The sequence below is a fragment of the Acetobacter sp. genome (genome assembly GCF_022483985.1).
Classification (GTDB): Bacteria; Pseudomonadota; Alphaproteobacteria; order Acetobacterales; family Acetobacteraceae; genus Acetobacter.
This window is the reverse complement of record NZ_JAKVME010000001.1, coordinates 2,569,966-2,583,643: the sequence shown is the minus strand read 5'-3', so window position 1 is coordinate 2,583,643 and position 13,678 is coordinate 2,569,966. Positions and strand designations below refer to the sequence as shown.

At 62.4% G+C, this 13,678-nt stretch carries 17 protein-coding genes; 8 read left to right on the top strand and 9 right to left on the bottom strand.

Features of this window, described 5'->3' with window-relative positions; translation table 11 throughout:
* Window positions 1-63: 63 nt before the first annotated feature.
* Window positions 64-414, bottom strand: a complete 351-nt coding sequence (locus LKE90_RS11495; RefSeq protein WP_291493485.1) for a winged helix-turn-helix domain-containing protein — start codon at window positions 412-414, stop codon at window positions 64-66.
* A gap of 136 nt (window positions 415-550) precedes the next feature.
* On the bottom strand, window positions 551-2,104 hold the full coding sequence (locus tag LKE90_RS11490; RefSeq protein WP_291493484.1) for a DegQ family serine endoprotease: 1,554 nt from the start codon (window positions 2,102-2,104) through the stop codon (window positions 551-553).
* 142 nt (window positions 2,105-2,246) lie between these two features.
* Here LKE90_RS11490 and LKE90_RS11485 point away from each other — a divergent pair, with 142 nt between their 5' ends.
* The 3 genes from LKE90_RS11485 (at window position 2,247) to LKE90_RS11475 (ending at window position 6,467) form a co-directional block, all read left to right on the top strand.
* Window positions 2,247-3,902: a lysine--tRNA ligase gene (locus LKE90_RS11485; RefSeq protein WP_291493483.1), complete on the top strand. Its 1,656-nt coding sequence runs from the start codon at window positions 2,247-2,249 to the stop codon at window positions 3,900-3,902.
* 94 nt (window positions 3,903-3,996) lie between these two features.
* The gene (locus LKE90_RS11480) at window positions 3,997-6,048 is read left to right on the top strand and encodes a lysylphosphatidylglycerol synthase domain-containing protein (RefSeq protein WP_407066094.1); all 2,052 of its coding nucleotides are present in this window, start codon (window positions 3,997-3,999) and stop codon (window positions 6,046-6,048) included.
* Window positions 6,049-6,344: 296 nt separating this feature from the next.
* Window positions 6,345-6,467, top strand: a complete 123-nt coding sequence (locus LKE90_RS11475; RefSeq protein ID WP_291493480.1) for a hypothetical protein — start codon at window positions 6,345-6,347, stop codon at window positions 6,465-6,467.
* Here LKE90_RS11475 and LKE90_RS11470 read toward each other — a convergent pair.
* The 7 genes from LKE90_RS11470 to LKE90_RS11440 form a co-directional block, all read right to left on the bottom strand.
* Window positions 6,458-7,402, bottom strand: a complete 945-nt coding sequence (locus LKE90_RS11470; protein ID WP_291493478.1) for a bifunctional riboflavin kinase/FAD synthetase — start codon at window positions 7,400-7,402, stop codon at window positions 6,458-6,460. The two genes, LKE90_RS11475 and LKE90_RS11470, sit on opposite strands and share 10 nt — an antisense overlap.
* A complete protein-coding gene (gene mtnC, locus LKE90_RS11465; protein ID WP_291493476.1) occupies window positions 7,402-8,118 on the bottom strand; it encodes an acireductone synthase in 717 nt (238 codons plus the stop codon). The genes LKE90_RS11470 and mtnC overlap by 1 nt, the downstream gene beginning before the upstream one ends.
* A 9-nt stretch (window positions 8,119-8,127) precedes the next feature.
* Complete coding sequence (locus LKE90_RS11460) at window positions 8,128-8,673, bottom strand: 1,2-dihydroxy-3-keto-5-methylthiopentene dioxygenase (protein WP_291493473.1); 546 nt, start codon at window positions 8,671-8,673, stop codon at window positions 8,128-8,130.
* Window positions 8,670-9,353, bottom strand: coding sequence for a methylthioribulose 1-phosphate dehydratase (locus LKE90_RS11455; protein WP_291493471.1), 684 nt, complete (start codon window positions 9,351-9,353; stop codon window positions 8,670-8,672). Before LKE90_RS11455 ends, LKE90_RS11460 begins: the two co-directional genes overlap by 4 nt.
* A 49-nt stretch (window positions 9,354-9,402) precedes the next feature.
* Entirely contained in the window at window positions 9,403-9,663 is a 261-nt protein-coding gene (locus tag LKE90_RS11450; RefSeq protein ID WP_291493469.1) for a twin-arginine translocase TatA/TatE family subunit, read from the bottom strand.
* 180 nt (window positions 9,664-9,843) lie between these two features.
* Entirely contained in the window at window positions 9,844-10,356 is a 513-nt protein-coding gene (locus LKE90_RS11445; RefSeq protein WP_291493467.1) for a CHAP domain-containing protein, read from the bottom strand.
* Window positions 10,356-11,018, bottom strand: coding sequence for a RecX family transcriptional regulator (locus LKE90_RS11440; protein WP_291493465.1), 663 nt, complete (start codon window positions 11,016-11,018; stop codon window positions 10,356-10,358). Before LKE90_RS11440 ends, LKE90_RS11445 begins: the two co-directional genes overlap by 1 nt.
* A gap of 205 nt (window positions 11,019-11,223) precedes the next feature.
* On the opposite strand from LKE90_RS11440, the gene rplK reads away from it, so the two are divergent.
* The 5 genes from rplK (at window position 11,224) to rplL (ending at window position 13,620) form a co-directional block, all read left to right on the top strand.
* On the top strand, window positions 11,224-11,658 hold the full coding sequence (rplK, locus tag LKE90_RS11435) for a 50S ribosomal protein L11 (protein WP_291493463.1): 435 nt from the start codon (window positions 11,224-11,226) through the stop codon (window positions 11,656-11,658).
* A gap of 4 nt (window positions 11,659-11,662) precedes the next feature.
* Complete coding sequence (gene rplA, locus LKE90_RS11430) at window positions 11,663-12,355, top strand: 50S ribosomal protein L1 (RefSeq protein ID WP_291493461.1); 693 nt, start codon at window positions 11,663-11,665, stop codon at window positions 12,353-12,355.
* Window positions 12,356-12,440: 85 nt separating this feature from the next.
* On the top strand, window positions 12,441-12,566 hold the full coding sequence (locus tag LKE90_RS11425; protein WP_291493459.1) for a hypothetical protein: 126 nt from the start codon (window positions 12,441-12,443) through the stop codon (window positions 12,564-12,566).
* Between the two features lie 59 nt (window positions 12,567-12,625).
* The gene (gene rplJ, locus LKE90_RS11420) at window positions 12,626-13,150 is read left to right on the top strand and encodes a 50S ribosomal protein L10 (protein ID WP_291493457.1); all 525 of its coding nucleotides are present in this window, start codon (window positions 12,626-12,628) and stop codon (window positions 13,148-13,150) included.
* Window positions 13,151-13,245: 95 nt separating this feature from the next.
* Window positions 13,246-13,620 carry a 50S ribosomal protein L7/L12 gene (gene rplL / locus LKE90_RS11415; protein ID WP_291493455.1) on the top strand — a complete coding sequence of 125 codons (375 nt, stop codon included), beginning with the start codon at window positions 13,246-13,248 and terminating at the stop codon, window positions 13,618-13,620.
* Window positions 13,621-13,678 lie beyond the last annotated feature (58 nt).

Sequence of the window (13,678 nt, the reverse complement as noted above, 5' to 3'; positions counted from 1 at the left end):
ATTAAGGACAGACCTGAATCTTTTGTCAGCTATTGTACCAGTCTGTTTCGATTGTCACGAAGGTCAGGCTTTTTGAGGGCGGCGGACCATGCTGGCAAGCTCGTCCAGCGCTCCTTTTGCGCCTGCCGCCGCATCCTGCTCCGCTGTGCGGTAACAGCGGACCACGGCCTGCCCCGTCTCCGTGAGATGGGCGCCGCCGCCGCCGCCGGGTCTGGTGGCGACCAGTGGAGCGGTGAACTGGTCGTTGAGGGCGTCGATCAGCAGCCACGCCCGCCGGTAGGACATGCCCATGGCCCGTCCTGCGGCTGAAATCGAGCCGGTTTCGGCCAGACGTTCCAGCAGGCGAATCTTGCCATGTCCGAGTGCGGGATGACCATCCACATCCACCCTCAGCGTCAGACGTAGCTCAGTCACGGTGTCAGATCCTCAGTCGCGTTTGCAGAAATAGCCGAATGGATAATGTCGGACGGGTCGTGAAAAAGGGATCATACGCGGCAAACCTCCTGACCGGAAGGCCGCCGCTCATCCTCCCTGCGCCCGCACCCTCCGCTCAGCGGGAGCCGTCCAGCGGGAAAGGCACCCAGCGCAGCCCGTCCATGTCATGAACCAGCAGCAGAACGGAGTGGCGCTGTTCCTTCTGCGCCGCTTCGATCCCCTTGCGCAGATCAGCCACCGAGTTCACCCCGACCTGCTGGACCTCGGTGATGACATCTCCTTCCTTGAGGCCGCGATCGGCCGCCGCGCCGCCATCGGTGATGCTGGTGATCACCACGCCCTTCTGGTCCTCGGGAAGGCGGTATTTCTTCCTGTTTGCTTCCGTCAGTCCGGAAACCTTCAGGCCGAAAGCGCTGAAATCTGCGGATTTGTCGGCAGGGTGGCTTCCGGGCTTCTCGGAATGATCCGGCTGGGTCTCTTCTTTCGGCTCGGGCAGAGCCCCGATGGTCACGGCAAGATCCTGCATCTTTCCATGACGCCAGACCGAGAGCGTGGCCTGTGAGTCGACGGGCAGGTCGGCGATCAGGCGCGGCAGGGCATGACCCTCGATCGGCTTGCCATTGAGAGCCTGAATGACGTCGCCGGTCTCAAGCTTCGCCTTCGCCGCCGGACCCTTGGCGTCCACGCCCGCGATGAGAGCGCCGCGCGCCGGTTTCAGTCCGAGACCGTCGGCGATCTCCTGGGTCACGTCCTGAATCCGCACGCCGATCCAGCCGCGCGAGACGTGGCCGGTCCTGCGAAGCTGTTCGATGATGCCGCGCGCCTCGTTGGATGGGATGGAGAATCCGATCCCCACCGAGCCGCCGGAAGGAGAATAGATGGCCGTGTTCACGCCGATGACCGCGCCGTGCATGTCAAAGAGTGGGCCGCCGGAATTGCCCTTGTTGATGGGGGCGTCGGTCTGGATGAAGTTGTCGTACGGTCCCTGCTCGATATTGCGGCCACGGGACGAGACGATGCCCGCCGTCACCGTGCCGGACAGACCGAACGGGTTGCCGATGGCCAGCACCCAGTTGCCGACGCGGGCCGTGTCACTGTCGCCAAACGAGACGAAGGGCAGCGGGTGAGGCGAGGTGACTTTCAGCAGGGCGAGGTCGGTGCGGTCGTCATGGCCGATGACCTTCGCCGGGAGGGACGTGTTGTCCTGTAGCGTGACGGTGACGCGGTCGGCCTTGCGGATGACGTGGTTGTTGGTCACCACATAGCCTGACGGGTCGATGATGAAGCCGGAGCCGAGCGCCTGCATCTTGCGCGGTGGCCCGTTGGGCGTGTTCTGGCGATTCATGAAGTCGTGAAAAAACTTCTCGAACGGCGAGCCACGCGGGAATTCCGGAATCTGCGGGCCTTCCTCGTCTCCTTCATCCTCGTCGTCCGAATCGCCCTTCATGGTCTGGGTGGTCGAGACATTGACCACGGCGGGCAGCAGACGGTCCGCGAGATCGGCGAAGCTGCCCGGAACGCCGTGGGCGTCGATGGTCACTTGCGGCATGGGTGCTGGTGCGGACTCTGCATGGGCGGCCATGCCTGATGAACACAGGGCTACTGAGCAGGCTGAGACCGACAGGCCGAGAGAGAGCAGAAGGGGGCGGGCAGGACCGGAAAAAGGCATGAAAGGTGCGTTCTTTATCTGGAAAAAAAACGAAATATGCCTCTTTCATAACGCAGGGTGAGACAATGTGACAGTGTCACGGTGGGTCGCGCCTGCGTGATTTGAATTGACCGGAAGCCGCTCTATTCATAGCTTCCCGCCCATGTCTGACCAAAACGTAAATCCTGCTGGCCATTCCCTCCTGCCGAACGGGGCCGTTCCCAAAGCCTGGCCCTTTCAGGAGGCGCAGAAAATCGCCGACCATGTCACGGCCAGAGGCGGGGACCGTCCGGCGCTGTTCGAGACGGGCTATGGTCCCTCCGGTCTGCCGCATATCGGCACGTTCGGCGAAGTGGCCCGCACAAGCTGGGTGCGTCAGGCCTATACGGCGCTGACGGGAAAGCCTTCTCACCTGCTTGCGTTTTCCGATGACATGGACGCGCTCCGCAAGGTTCCGGACAATGTGCCGAACCGCGAGATGCTGGCGGAATTCATCGGCAAGCCGCTGACCCGTGTACCGGACCCGTTCGGCACGCACGACTCTTTCGCGGCCCACAACAATGCCCGTCTGCGATCCTTTCTGGACGGATTCGGGTTCGATTACGAATTCGCATCCTCGACCGAATACTACACGTCCGGCCGTTTCGACGCCGCGCTGAAGCGGATGCTGGAAGTGCATGACGAGGTCTGCGCCGTGATCCTGCCGACGCTCGGCGAGGAACGCCGCGCGACCTATTCACCGGTCCTGCCAATCCACCCGAAGACCGGCAACGTCATGCAGGTCCATATCGACAGGGTCGATCCGGAAGCGGGCACCGTCTTCTGGACCGATGAGAACGGGGAGCGCTTCGAGACGCTTGTGACCGGCGGCGCTGCCAAGATGCAGTGGAAGGCCGACTGGGCCATGCGCTGGTACGCGCTCGGCGTCGATTATGAAATGTCAGGCAAAGATCTGATCGATAGCGTGCGTCTGTCCGGTCGTATCTGCCGCGTTCTGGGAGCGGCGGCTCCTGCCGGTCTGACCTACGAGCTGTTTCTCGACGAACACGGCCAGAAGATTTCCAAATCGAAGGGCAATGGCCTGTCGGTCGAGGAATGGCTGCGCTACGCGCCGCCCGAGAGCCTCGGTCAGTATATGTTCAACCAGCCGCAGCGGGCGAAGCGTCTGTTTTTCGACGTGATCCCCAAGGCGGCCGATGAATATCTCTCTCATGTGGAGAAAGCCTCCGCCCTGCAGAAAAGCGTTGCCGAAGGCCAGGGGAGCGAGACGCAGGACGCTGATCGTCTGACGCTCTATGCCAACCCCGCCTGGTTCCTGCACGCCGGTCACATTCCGGACCATGCGGGTAGCCCGCTGTCCTTCGCCATGCTGCTGAATCTCGCCAGTGTCGCCAATGCCGAGACGCCGGACGTGATGTGGGGCTTCATCAGGCGCTACGATGCGAGCGTCTCTCCCGAGACGCATCCGATGCTGGCCACGCTGGTCGAGCGCGCCATCGTGTTCTACGCCGATTTTGTCCGGCCTTCGAAGAGCTATCGCCTGCCCAGTGAGCAGGAACACGCGGCGCTTGCCGATCTGGCGGAAGCCCTCAAGATTTATGAGGGCGAAGAGGTGTCCGCCGATGCATTGCAGAATCTGGTGTTCGAGGTCGGCAAGCGTCATGCGTTCGAGCCGCTGAGAAGCTGGTTCACGTGTCTCTACGAAGTTCTGCTGGGGCAGAGTGAAGGCCCGCGCTTCGGTGGTTTCATCGCGCTTTACGGTGTTCGCGGAACGATCGCCCTGATCGAAGCGGCGCTGGTGCGGAGCGCGGAAGCCTGAGGGCCTCGCCATGCCGCTGACCCGCAATCCCGGAGAGAAACCGCCTCATCTCTCTCTGGAAGAGGAAGAAGCCATGGTCTCCCGTGTGGAGGCCATGGCTCAGGACACACCGGCGCTTCAGGACAAGCCGAAAGGCTGGAAACGCTGGCTGAAACATCTGCCGCATCTGCTCGGGCTGCTTCTGATGATCGCCGCCATTCTGGTGGTCCGCAAGGAAGTGCAGTCGCTGAGCATGGCCGATATCCGGGCGGCGCTCAGAGGTATCCCGCACAGTGCCCTGATGGCGGGCGTGGCCTGCACCTTCCTGTCCTATTTCATCCTGTCTTTCTACGATCGGCTGGCCGTCATTCAGGTTGGGCACAGGGAGGTCTCCTTTCTCAGGACCGCCTTCGCCGCGTTCTGTTCCTATGTGCTGTCCCACAATCTCGGCTTCTCGGCTGTCTCCGGCGCGGCGGTGCGCTTCCGGCTCTATCGCAACTGGGGTCTGCCCCCGTTTGCGATCGCGCACATCATCGCGTTCTGCTCGGTCACCTATCTGCTGGGCGCGGGTGTGTTGATCGGCAGCGTGCTGCTGCTGGAGCCGGGCGCCGTGCCGGGGCTGGGTGGCCGTGTTCCCGCGCCGGTGACGGCAGGGATCGGCGTGCTGTGCTGGCTCGGTGTTCTCGCCTACATTCTTGCTGGCCTGAAATGGCGGAAGGTCACGTGTCGGGGCAAGGAAATCGATCTGCCGTCCGTGCCGATGGCCATCGCCCAGACGGTCGTGGCGGCGGCGGACATGGCGGCGACCGCCGGTATCGCGTGGGTGCTGCTGCCACCCGGCACGATCGACTACACGTCCTTTCTGGCCATCTACATCGCTTCCTACACGGCTGGGCTGGTGGCCAGCGTGCCGGGCGGTCTAGGCGTGTTCGATAGCGCCATGCTGCTGGCGCTCGGACCTTACATGTCCAAGCCGGACATCATTGGCGTCATTCTCGTCTTCCGGCTGTTCTACTACATCATTCCGCTTTTTCTCGCGGGAGGCATGTTCGCGGCGCATGAACTGTTCCTGCGCGGAGACGCCGCTCTGGCGCGCAAGAAATGTCGGGAAGACGGTGACTGTCAGGCAAAAGGCGATGAGCTGATGAAGCCGCGCCGTCCCAGTCAGGTCGTGCGGGAAAGCGAGGCTGATTTCTCGGTGGCGGTCGCCACGGGTGCGGTGGCCCTGTGCGGCGTCATGCTCATGGTTCTGCCGGTCGTCAATCCGGTGCATCATGTCGCGGGGCCGAAGATTATCATGTTCGTTTCGCGGCAGGTCGGCGGTTATGCCCTGACACTGGCAGGCGCATCGCTCATCGCGCTGGCCGTTGGACTGTCGCAGCGTGTGACGCTGGCGTGGGGCGCCACTCTCTCCGTGCTGGTGGTGGCCACGGCGGCGACCTTTCTGCGCGGCAATGCCCCGGCAGTCTCGGTTGTACTGGGCTTTTCAGCGTTTCTCATCGCGCCGTTCCGTCGCTGTTATTACCGGCATGCCCGTCTGCTGAGCGAGCCGTTATCCTTCACCACGGTCCTTTCTCTGGTTCTGCTGATCGGATGCGCGTTGCTGATCGGCACGCATCGGGAAGCGACGGACAGTTGGTGGGAGCTTTTTGTGTCGGAGGGGAGCCATGCCCGCTGGATCGTGACGGTGGCCGGGGCGCTGGCCCTGCTGGTCATTGCCAGTCTGGCGCGTCCGGGTCGTGTGATCGTGCGGCCCTGGAACGAGAAGAACGCCGAATGGTATTATGCGCTGGAGCACGCCATCGCGCCGATTCCGGGCGGGGTCGTGCATGGTATGGTCGCGGGTGAGACCGGAACCGCCGCCATGCCGTTCCGTCGGCGAGGCAATTTCGTGATCGGGCTGGGTGATCCGGCGGGTGATGACGCCGATGCGCCGTCCGTCATCTGGCGTCTGCGCGATCTGGCGTTACAGGAAGGTCTTCAGGCTGTTTTCTGGAGAACCGGCGAGGTCTTCCTGCCGGTCTATGATGATATCGGTCTGGTGAGCTGGCCGCTTGACGGTACGTCCGGTCTGTATGTCAGTTGTCCTTCCGAACAGATTGGCCTCGTCCGGGCGCTTCTGAAGGGACGTCAGGCAGCGCGGAAGACACCCAGACGGGCCGACTGATTCTGGGCTGAAGGTTGGGTTCGTATCAGCAATATGGTCCTGTAAATACCAACGCGCCTTGGCAGTGACACAGTGAAAGCTCAGCACGGGCTCGGCCCGCACCCGGCAGGGACCGCAGGCCCCGATTTATTGATATAAATACGGTTTCCAAAGGCCGACGGTCTTTGGCGGGTTTCGGGGCAACGCCCCGGAAAACGTCCTCACAAGAGTCAGTCTTTCCCCGGGTTGGTATAAGGTTTCATGAACTGTGTGGAACCGTTGGCTGTGCCATCTGCCAGTGTGCAGGCTGCGCTCTCATGATGCTCACTGGAACGGTGGCGCTCCGGAGAGCGGACGCGCTGGTGAGGTCTTCCGGTAGAAGCGGACAGGCCCGCACCCGGTTGTGGTCGCTGGTAATGGGCGACTGGTCTTACGGCTGATCGCGCCGGGCCTGTAGAAGCTGCCGGGCCTGCCGGGTGTCGCTGGCGATCTGCTGCTTCAGGGCGTCCAGATTTTCGAACTTCCTTTCCGGACGGAGCAGATCGTGGAGCGCGACGGAAACCGTCTGTCCGTAGAGATCTTCCGCGAAATCGAAAATATGGACTTCCATGCGGCTTTCGCTGCCATCGGCGATGGTCGGGCGTCGGCCGATATTGGCAACCCCCGCACGGGTCCGTCCATCCGGCAGCCGAACGGTTGTGGTGTAAACGCCGCGCGCCGGTTCAAGATGGCGTCCGAGACGGATATTGGCGGTGGGAAAGCCCAGAAGGCGGCCCCGTTTGTCGCCATGACACACTTCACCGCGAATGGACCAGGGACGACCCAGTTCTGCGGCGGCCCGCTCAGGATAGCCATCCTGCAGCAGCCGACGGATACGGGTTGAGGAATAAGGGCCATCAGCATCGGCAAGAGCGGACACGAGAGTCAGGCCGATTCCCAGCTCGCTGGCGCGTTCGGCCAGCAGGCCGGTCGTGCCGCCCCGCCGGTGTCCGAAGGCGAAGTCATGCCCGCAGGCAATGTGCTTCACGCCCAGAGCGTCATGCAGCACGTCGTCGATAAAGCGTTCGGCGGACATCTGCGAGAAGGCTTCGTCGAACGCGATCTGGAAGACATGTTTGACGCCGAGGGCCGCCAGCGCCGCAAAGCGCTCATCGGCCAGAGTCAGACGGAATGGCGGGTCTTCCGGCCTGAACAGTTCCCGGGGATGTGGCTCGAACGTGATGACGGCAGGAGGCGTGTCCGGCTGGCTGAGGTGCAGTGTGCGGATCAGATGGGCGTGTCCCAGATGGACGCCATCGAAATTGCCGAGAGCCGCCGCCGCGCCACGCGCCTCGGGGGGGATGGAGCGCCAGTCCGTATAAAGGTGAGCGTGCATTACCGGGCCTTGCCAACAGGGTCCGGAAGGCTGAACAGGTCCGCGACCTCCTTCATGGAATGAGCGACGATATGGGCGGTTCCGGGAAGTGTGCCGTCTTCCGGACGCACCATCTGGCAGGTGCGCAGTCCCGCCGAGGCTGCGGCGTCCAGTTCGGCGACCACGTCCGATACGAACAGGACATCCGGAGCGTTCCAGCCTGTTTCCGCAAGGATGCGGCGGTAGCTCCCGGCGTCCTTCTTGCCGCCCATCTCCAGATCCAGAAAGGCGCTGAAGAGCGGCGTCAGGTCGCCGTCGGTCGTGTAGGTGTAGATCAGACGCTGGGCGGGAGCTGATCCAGAAGAGTAGACGGCAAGCGTCAGCCCGGCTTTGGACCATGCCCGCAGGGCGGGCGGCACATCCGGAAAGAGATCGGCGATGAGCGCGCCGGAGGCGTATCCGTCCGCCCACGCAATGCCTTGCAGGGCCTTGAGAGGTCCGACCTTCGCGTCCTCATCCATCCACGCCATCAACTGGTCGAGAGGTTCACGATCCGGGCTCAGGGCCCGGGTTTCCTCCAGCGCGGCGATGACAGCCGGGTCATTCGCCCGCTCCCGGATCAGATCAGGGAGCGCCTTGCGGGCATAGGGAAACAGAACCGTGTGCACGAAAGAGACGGGAAGGGTGGTGCCTTCGATATCGAGCAGAATGACGGAGGGTGTCGGAATGCTGTTCATGCGGCCTGATTATGCGATCTGGGCGGGAAAGCGGAGAGCGATGTCGTCGCCGGTATAGTCCGCGATCCACCCTTCCTTGTGAGTGAAGATGCGGAGCGCCACGACATCCGGCGTTTCCCCGGCGTCAAACCAGTGGGGAATCCCCGTCGGCACGGAAATCAGATCGCCCTGCGTGCAGCCGACGTCATACACCCTGCCATCCACATGCAGGACGAAATGGCCCTGCCCATGCACGAAAAACCGCACTTCATCTTCCGAATGGATATGCTCGGACAGAAATTTCTCGCGCAGGGCCGCGCGGTTCGGCGTGTTGACGTCAATGCTGATCACGTCAGCCGAACCCGCGCCGGTCTCGCCCATCAGCTTGTCGAGATAGGGACGGTAGACACCCAGAACGGTTTCCTGATCCGCGCCGCGGGCGGGAGGCTCGACATCCGTCCAGCGTTCAAACCGCACGTTAAGGGGAGCCAGCCGGGTGGCGATCGCCTCGGCGTCATGGCTGGAAAATTCCGGCTGGCCGGGACGGGCGTCGTCATAAACCGTGAGACTGCTCATGATCCGCTTCCCTGAACGGTCGCGCGAAATTTCGCCTGTTCCAGTTCGCAGGCGAGAAGAAACTCCAGTCCCTCCAGCCGGGCGAGCGCGGTGTCCATGTTGGGACCCCAGACATACACGCCATGACCGCGAATGATGTATCCGGCCTTCATGTCGTCAAGAGACAGGGCCACGCTCCGGGAAAGGCGCGCGATATCCTGATCGTTCGGAAAGACGGGCACGGCGAGGCGCGTCTCGTGCGTGGTCTGGCCCTCGAAGACTTTCAGGACTTCGTAGTCAGCCAGATAAAGCTTTGATCCAGCGGTCGTCATGGAGAGCACTGTCGATGCGACGGAATGTCCGTGCAGGACAGCGCCCGCATCGGGAAACCGTGCGTAAATCTGGCAGTGCAGGAGAGTCTCGGCGCTGGGGCGGTCTTCGGGACGCATGGAAGCGCCATCCAGCCCGACCTCGATGACGCCCTGACGGGTCAGGAAGCCCTTGTGGCCGCCGGAGCGTGTGACGGCGATCCGCCCGTCAGGCAGCCGGACGCTGAGATTGCCTGCTGTGGCAGGCACCCAGCCGCGCTGGTCCATACGACGGCCCGCATGGATGATCTGCTCGACAGCCTTGTCCCATGCGCTGTCCGATGGTTCGGGGGCTGCGTGGAGGAGGGTGTCTGTGTCGGTGGCGAAACTCATCGTATGGCAAAATCCCTGAAGCGGGCCCGCTGTCCAGAGTGACCGGACGTCAGTGCGTGCCGGGTCCGCCGGATGTCGTGTGCTGCTGTTCCGTGGAGAAATTCGGAGCGTTTGCGGGCGGCGGCGAGATGCGTCCGTCCGGCGTTGACGGCGGGTGTTCCATGGACTCGTCATCATCAAGATTTTTCTTGAAGGATTTGATGCCCTTGGCGAAATCGCCCATCAGCGTGCTGATTTTGCCGCTGCCGCCGAAGACGATCAGGACCACGGCCAGAACGATCAGCCAGTGCCAGATGCTGAAGCTACCCATTGTGTCGACTCCTCAACCTGAAGAAACCGCCGGGCGAGAGACAGGCGCGGACGGGTGTAGTTTCAGTTGGTGTTGCATGGACTTCAGGAGAATAACCGCCTGAAACGCCTGTGCGGATGTTGGCGTCGTTATTACACACCCCCGGGCCGGAAAGCCAATGGGGTTTTCGTGTCTATTTCCTTACGAAATCCACCCGCCGGGTCGTCCGGGAAGAATGAAACCGTATGTGGGATAGACCGTGCGGCCCATGCTGCCGGTGGGGCTCCACCACACCCGCACGCGCGTCCAGTCATTGCGCGGAGAGACATCGACCACGGGGACGTCATGATCGACCCGCCCCGGATTCCAGTTGGCCTGATCGACAAGAATGGCGCGGGTGCCCCTGATGGAGCGGACGACTGAAACATGGCCGTCCGGAAGGCGGGAGGACGAACGGAAGACAAGCACGGCTCCCGGTGCGGGGCGGGGGCCACGGACATATTGTCCGTCGGCGCTGCGCCACCAGGACGCCGCCGCCCCCCGCAGGGCGATGGATGAGTGCTCCCGTGCCCAGGGGGCGCATTGAAGGCTTCCCTGCCAGCTTCTGCCAGTGCCACCACCGCCGCATCCGGCGAGCAGCAGGGCAGGCAGACAGCAGAGAGTTTTCCGGAGAAGGTGGTTGCGGAAAAAGAGCGGACGGTCGGCGGCAGACATTACAGGCTGGCTTTCAGGGTCAGGATACGGGATTCGGCTTCTTCGGCGTCCATCCCGAGCGCCCTGTCCGTAACGTCGCGGGAAAAGCCTGCGAGGGCGAACGCACCGTAAAGACGGGCCTTTTTTCCGGCGTGATTCTCATCGGCATCGTCGTGCGCGTCGTCGGGCTGCTCTGCGTGTTGAAAAGGACCGGCCCTGCGTTTGCGCGCAAAGATAAGTGCTGCTGCAATTTCCGCGTCACGGGCCATCTCATCCTGACCCAGCGTTTCATCGAGCGCCTGTTCGGTGGTCGGGGAATCGATGCCTCTGGCGGAGAGCTGCGCCTGCACGGCCCGTCGTGAGCGACCGCTACGGGTGAGGCGGGCGGCGCGGGATCTGGCGAAGTCGTGATCGTTGACGGCGCCCAGCGTGACCATCTCCTTCGCGATGGCTGCCGCCAGTGGCAGGCGACTGTTCACGGTGTCTGCGACGGCGGATGATTCCTGTCCGTCCTCGACAGCCCTGCGTCCCCATCGTGTCACCCGGCGCTCAAGGACGAGGGTGAGGCTTCTTTCCGTCGCGGCGAACCGTCCCAGATGAGCGAGCGCCGCTTCCCGAAGGGATTTCCTGTCGGGGGGAGGAGGAAGAGGGCGGCGCGCGCCGATATCCGGACGTCGTGACATGAAGTTCCCCTATCATGGCGGCGGGGCGGATGTAACTTGTTGTGTCACCAGATCGTCGATTCTCTTTCACGCATACTTGACGGGGAGGGGAAGCAGGCGTATGGCCCCGGCTCTTGCGAAACGCGGGAGAGTCGTCCGTGCGCCCTGTGCGTGGTGGAGATTCGCCAGAACCGCGGTTCGGGTTCAATATAAAGGAGTCCCGGATATGGCCAAAAAAATCGTTGGCTACATCAAGCTTCAGATTCCGGCAGGCAAGGCGAATCCGTCTCCGCCGGTTGGTCCCGCTCTTGGTCAGCGCGGCCTGAACATCATGGAATTCTGCAAGGCGTTCAACGCCAAGACGCAGACCCTTGAGCCCGGCATGCCGATCCCGGTGGTCATCACCGCGTATGCCGACCGTACGTTCAGCTTCATCACCAAGACGCCGCCGAACACCTACTTCCTGCTGAAGGCCGCCAAGGTCTCCAAGGGAAGTCAGACTGTTGGCAAGTCCGCCGCTGTCGGCAAGGTGACGATGGCGCAGCTGCGCGAGATCGCCGCAGAGAAGCAGAAAGACATGAACGCCAACGACATCGACGGCGCCGTCCGCATGCTGGTTGGTTCCGCCCGCTCAATGGGCCTGCAGGTTGTGGAGGGCTGAGATCATGGCAAAGAACAAGCGTCTGACCGCCGCCCGCGCGACCGTTGACAGCACGAAGCTGTATGCCCTCGACGAGGCTCTCGCTCTCGTAAAGAACAATGCGAAGGCAAAGTTCGACGAGACGGTCGAGATTTCCCTGAACCTCGGCATCGATCCACGTCATGCTGACCAGATGGTTCGTGGCCTGCTCTCCCTGCCGAACGGCACGGGCAAGACCCTGCGCGTTGGCGTGTTCGCTCGTGGCGCGAAGGCTGAGGAAGCCCTCGCAGCCGGTGCTGACGTCGTCGGTGCGGAAGATCTGATGGAGAAGGTGCAGGCTGGCGAAATCAACTTCGACCGCTGCATTGCGACCCCGGACATGATGGGCCTCGTCGGTCGTCTCGGTAAGGTGCTCGGCCCGCGCGGCCTGATGCCGAACCCGAAGCTCGGCACGGTGACCATGGACGTTAAGGGCGCCGTCGAAGCCGCCAAGTCCGGTCAGGTCGAATATCGCGCCGAGAAGGCCGGTATCATCCATGCCGGTATCGGCAAGGCTTCTTTCGATACCGACAAGCTGGCTGAAAACATCCGCGCTTTCGTGGATGCCGTTCAGAAGGCGCGTCCGACCGGTGCGAAGGGAACCTACCTGAAGAAGGTGGCTCTTTCCTCGACCATGGGTCCGGGTGTGGGTGTCGAAGTCTCCGCTTTCGGCGGCTGACATCAAGAATGACTGCCGGAAAGTTCTGCTTTCCGGCTTTCCAGGGTGACGCTCTCGCGTCACCTGATCCTGTCCAAGACCGGATGTGGCTCTGAGCCTTAATGCCCTTGGTGGCGCGACCGGGAGACGAGGGTGCTGGTTTGTGGATTTCGGTCTGCTCGCCGTGCGTATCGTGACATGGACAGGCGAACCGGATTGTCAGCTCTGCTGACGGTCCTTGGGTAACCGGCCCATTCTCCCTGAGGGGGTGGGCTAACACGGAGACGGGAAGTGAACCGTACGGAGAAGCGCGAATTTGTCGCCTCGCTCGCTGCCGTGTTCGCAGAGACGTCCATGGTGGTTGTCACCCGTAATGACGGGCTGACAGTCGCTGATGTGACTGACCTGCGTCGCAAGGTGCGTGCAGCGGGAGCGACTTACAAGGTCGCGAAGAACCGGCTGGCCACTCTCGCCCTGGATGGGACCCGATTCGACGGCATTGCGCCATTGCTGAAGGGGCCGACCGCCTTGTCGTGGTCGGCTGATCCTGTTGCGGTGGCGAAGGTGATCGTCGAGTTCGCCAAGACCAATGAGAAACTGGTGGTGCTTGGTGGCGCCCTTGGAGCCCAGACGCTTGACGTCAACGGGGTCAAGGCGCTGGCCGAGCTGCCGTCGCTGGACACGCTTCGTGCGCAGCTCGTGGGGCTTATCTCCACGCCGGCTACGCGTATCGCGGGTGTTCTCCAGGCGCCGGCAGGCCAGCTGGCTCGGGTCTTTGGTGCCTATGCCAAGACGGGCGAGGCGGACGCAGCCTGATGCGTCTCCCCGCAAGGGGAGAGAGAAAATGCGCATGACCCGTTTCTTTCGGGTTGTGCATCCTGAATCAGTATCTATATTAGGAAGACCATATCATGGCCGATCTGAACAAGCTTGTTGACGAGCTTTCCGTCCTTACAGTTCTCGAAGCTGCTGAGCTGTCCAAGCTCCTTGAAGAGAAGTGGGGCGTTTCCGCCGCTGCTCCGGTTGCTGTTGCCGCTGCCGCTCCGGGCGCTGCCGCCGCTCCGGTTGAAGAGAAGACCGAATTTGACGTGATCCTTGCCAGCGCAGGCGACAAGAAGATCAACGTGATCAAGGAAATCCGCACGATCACCGGTCTGGGTCTGAAGGAAGCCAAGGACCTCGTCGAAGGCGCTCCGAAGACCGTCAAGGAAGGTGCAAGCAAGGACGAAGCCGAGAAGATCAAGAAGGTTCTTGAAGAGAACGGCGCCAAGGTTGAGATTAAATAATTATCTCAATCTTCTGGCGGCGCCTTTGCGTGCCGCCACTGTTTGAGCTGGTTATGGG

Coding starts and splice junctions, on each gene's coding strand:
- LKE90_RS11475 (WP_291493480.1), top strand. CDS start 6,345: ATGATGCTCACTGGAACGGTGGCGCTCCGGAGAGCGGACGCGCTGGTG.
- LKE90_RS11450 (WP_291493469.1), bottom strand. CDS start 9,663: ATGGGTAGCTTCAGCATCTGGCACTGGCTGATCGTTCTGGCCGTGGTC.
- rplL (WP_291493455.1), top strand. CDS start 13,246: ATGGCCGATCTGAACAAGCTTGTTGACGAGCTTTCCGTCCTTACAGTT.
- LKE90_RS11485 (WP_291493483.1), top strand. CDS start 2,247: ATGTCTGACCAAAACGTAAATCCTGCTGGCCATTCCCTCCTGCCGAAC.
- LKE90_RS11470 (WP_291493478.1), bottom strand. CDS start 7,402: ATGCACGCTCACCTTTATACGGACTGGCGCTCCATCCCCCCCGAGGCG.
- LKE90_RS11460 (WP_291493473.1), bottom strand. CDS start 8,673: ATGAGCAGTCTCACGGTTTATGACGACGCCCGTCCCGGCCAGCCGGAA.
- mtnC (WP_291493476.1), bottom strand. CDS start 8,118: ATGAACAGCATTCCGACACCCTCCGTCATTCTGCTCGATATCGAAGGC.
- rplA (WP_291493461.1), top strand. CDS start 11,663: ATGGCAAAGAACAAGCGTCTGACCGCCGCCCGCGCGACCGTTGACAGC.
- LKE90_RS11490 (WP_291493484.1), bottom strand. CDS start 2,104: ATGCCTTTTTCCGGTCCTGCCCGCCCCCTTCTGCTCTCTCTCGGCCTG.
- LKE90_RS11455 (WP_291493471.1), bottom strand. CDS start 9,353: ATGAGTTTCGCCACCGACACAGACACCCTCCTCCACGCAGCCCCCGAA.
- LKE90_RS11480 (WP_407066094.1), top strand. CDS start 3,997: ATGGCTCAGGACACACCGGCGCTTCAGGACAAGCCGAAAGGCTGGAAA.
- LKE90_RS11440 (WP_291493465.1), bottom strand. CDS start 11,018: ATGTCACGACGTCCGGATATCGGCGCGCGCCGCCCTCTTCCTCCTCCC.
- LKE90_RS11445 (WP_291493467.1), bottom strand. CDS start 10,356: ATGTCTGCCGCCGACCGTCCGCTCTTTTTCCGCAACCACCTTCTCCGG.
- rplK (WP_291493463.1), top strand. CDS start 11,224: ATGGCCAAAAAAATCGTTGGCTACATCAAGCTTCAGATTCCGGCAGGC.